The organism is Motilimonas sp. 1_MG-2023 (genome assembly GCF_030547455.1).
GTDB lineage: Bacteria > Pseudomonadota > Gammaproteobacteria > Enterobacterales > CBDFNC01 > Motilimonas.
In genome coordinates this window covers 1-2853 of the sequence record NZ_JAUOPX010000089.1, presented here as the reverse complement: position 1 = coordinate 2853, position 2853 = coordinate 1, and the positions used below count along the sequence as shown (strand labels likewise).

3 protein-coding genes are annotated in these 2853 nt (G+C 39.4%); all 3 read left to right on the top strand.

The window, feature by feature from the left end; all coding sequences use genetic code 11:
- The first annotated feature begins 56 nt into the window (after positions 1–56).
- The 3 genes from Q4519_RS21470 to Q4519_RS21460 all read left to right on the top strand — a co-directional run bounded on the left by Q4519_RS21470 (position 57) and on the right by Q4519_RS21460 (position 2544).
- The gene (locus tag Q4519_RS21470; RefSeq protein WP_303515947.1) at positions 57–698 is read left to right on the top strand and encodes an SMI1/KNR4 family protein; all 642 of its coding nucleotides are present in this window, start codon (positions 57–59) and stop codon (positions 696–698) included.
- Positions 699–1072: 374 nt separating this feature from the next.
- The gene (locus Q4519_RS21465) at positions 1073–1717 is read left to right on the top strand and encodes an SMI1/KNR4 family protein (protein ID WP_303515945.1); all 645 of its coding nucleotides are present in this window, start codon (positions 1073–1075) and stop codon (positions 1715–1717) included.
- A gap of 185 nt (positions 1718–1902) precedes the next feature.
- Positions 1903–2544: an SMI1/KNR4 family protein gene (locus Q4519_RS21460; protein WP_303515944.1), complete on the top strand. Its 642-nt coding sequence runs from the start codon at positions 1903–1905 to the stop codon at positions 2542–2544.
- Positions 2545–2853 lie beyond the last annotated feature (309 nt).

The following is a 2853-nucleotide window of genomic DNA, read 5'->3' as shown; positions in this document are numbered from 1 at the left end:
AATTGCAACTTTGAAAAAGATAGTAATTGTCAGTTAGAAGAGGTAGGAGAGGACTAGTGTTAGATGTGACCAAATTTGAAATTACCAGTTTTTGTCATGTTATTGATGAAGCATATATTGCAGAGTTTGAGAAGCGTATTGTCACTAGCTTGCCAGATGCTTATAAGGCTTTTCTATTGCGCTTTGGTGCTGCGTACCTAAGCCCCGCAACTGTCCCGTTAACCGATCCAGACGGAAATAACTTTAGTGACATGCCTTATGAAACAGGCGGTGTAGGCCTAGGAGTATTTTATGCTGCATCGTTTCGTGAAACTGGAATACCCAGCAATGGATTACGGGATCGCAACTCCCTTAATGAGCAATATAGCGAATATACCTTGGATTACGGGCTAGACCCCGACTACATTCCTATCGCCGACGGTCATGCCAATAATATTTTTTTAATGAAGGTAAAAGGCGAGGGGGCGGGCGGTATTTATTACTGGCTTAATAAGCGCTACTGCCTGTTAGCCCATAGCTTTGAGGCATTTTTAGATAAAATTCCTTATGAAAAAGAGCTGAATGTGGATGAATACTTGGAGTCGATTAAAGATGTTATTACTGACGAAGCCGACTATGAATGGCGCAGAAACAATTTTTTAAAGCAGTACAAAAAAATGCGTGAGCAATACCAAGTTAAAGAGCAAGGCGAGCCGTAATCTCGCTAGTGAGTCAGGGTGAGATCTCACAATATATTTAAGGCTATTATGTTTATTTAATAAGCAAAATTAACTTTTAATTCTTGCTGAAAGCTTGCCAACTACAAAACACTTGAACAATATATGTGCACTTCGATTACACATTTATCTGCACCTTTAGTTGCTGCTTATTTTCTGTTCAAAGTGGAATCCCGCCCTGGCTAGTGAGTGTTTTTTAGGGCAATAGGAAAGCTATTTAAATATCCGTTAATAATAAACCGAGGCCATGCAGGAGCATTTCATTCTTGCAGCCAATCAATTTACAAACAGCTCAGTGATAATTGCAACTTTGAAAAAAATAGTGATTATCAATTAGAAGAAATTGGGGAAGATTAATGATTAATGTTAAACCATTCAGAGTTATTAACTATTGCGATGCAATTACTGCCGAATACCTTGAGGCTTTTGAGCAACGAATAGGAGCTAAGTTGCCCGTAGATTACAAATCTTTCTTACTGCGTTTCGGCGCGGCATCGTTAAGGCCAAGTAATGTCCCATTAACCGGTCCTGATGGACATCCTTTTAGTGATAAGCCTTATGAAACGGGTGATGTTGATTTAGGTATTTTTTATGCTGCATCGTTTCGTGAAACGGGAATACCCAGCAATGGATTACGGGATCGCAACTCCCTTAATGAGCAATATAGCGAGTATACCTTAGATTACGGGCTAGACCCCGACTACATCCCTATCGCCGACGGCCATGCCAATAATATCTTTTTAATGAAGGTAAAAGGCGAGGGGGCGGGCGGTATTTATTACTGGCTTAATAAACGCTACTGCTTATTAGCCCATAGCTTTGAGGCATTTTTAGATAAAATTCCTTATGAAAAAGAGCAGACTTTCGATGAATACATGGTTGAATTAAAAGAGTTTGCTAAGGGGGATCAGAAAATGATTGAGCGAAGAGCAGAGCGATGGAAGAGTCAGTACAAAGAAATGCGTGAGCAATACCAAGTTAAAGAGCAAGGCGAGCCGTAATCTCGCTAGTGAGTGTTTTTTAGCGCAATAGGAAAGCTATTTAAATATCCGTTAATAAAAAACCAAGGCCATGCTGGAGTCTCTCATTCTGGCGGCCAATCAATTTACAAGCAGCTCAGTGATAATGATAATTACAACTTTGAAAAAAATAGTGATTATCAATTAGAAGAAATTGGGGAAGATTAATGATTAATGTTAAACCATTCAGAGTTATTAACTATTGCGATGCAATTACTGCCGAATACCTTGAGGCTTTTGAGCAACGAATAGGGGCTAAGTTGCCCGTAGATTACAAATCTTTCTTACTGCGTTTCGGCGCGGCATCGTTAAGGCCAAGTAATGTCCCATTAACCGGTCCTGATGGACATCCTTTTAGTGATAAGCCTTATGAAACGGGTGATGTTGATTTAGGTATTTTTTATGCTGCATCGTTTCGTGAGACAGGAAAACCCAGCAATGGATTACGGGATCGCAACTCCCTTAATGAGCAATATAGCGAATATACCTTGGATTACGGGCTAGACCCCGACTACATTCCTATCGCCGACGGTCATGCCAATAATATCTTTTTAATGAAGGTCAAAGGCGAGGGGGCGGGCGGCATTTATTACTGGCTTAATAAACGCTACTGCCTGTTAGCCCATAGCTTTGAGGCATTTTTAGATAAAATTCCTTATGAAAAAGAGCTGAATGTGGATGAATACTTGGAATCGGTTAAAGATGTTATTCGAAATGAAAAAGACTATGAATGGCGTCGAAATCGTTTTTTAGAGAATTACAAAGAAATGCGTGAGCAATACCAAGTTAAAGAACAAGACGAGCCGTAATCTCGCTAGCGACAGTTTATTAGCGCAATGTAACCGTCTTTAAATATAAGTTAATAAACAACCAAGGCCATGCTGGAGTCTCTCATTCTGGCGGCCAATCAATTTACAAACAGCTCAGTGATAATGATAATTACAACTTTGAAAAAGATAGTAATTGTCAGTTAGAAGAGGTAGGAGAGAACTAATGTACGATTTTTCTAAGTTCACCATTTTTAACTTTTGTGGGGTTATCGATAAGCAATATTTGGCCATATTCGAACAACGCATTGGTGCGAACCTGCCTGATTTATATAAACATTTTTTATTAAG

Excerpts from the sequence above, each read along its gene's own strand:
- Q4519_RS21465 (WP_303515945.1), top strand. The coding sequence starts at position 1,073 with ATGATTAATGTTAAACCATTCAGAGTTATTAACTATTGCGATGCAATT.
- Q4519_RS21460 (WP_303515944.1), top strand. The coding sequence starts at position 1,903 with ATGATTAATGTTAAACCATTCAGAGTTATTAACTATTGCGATGCAATT.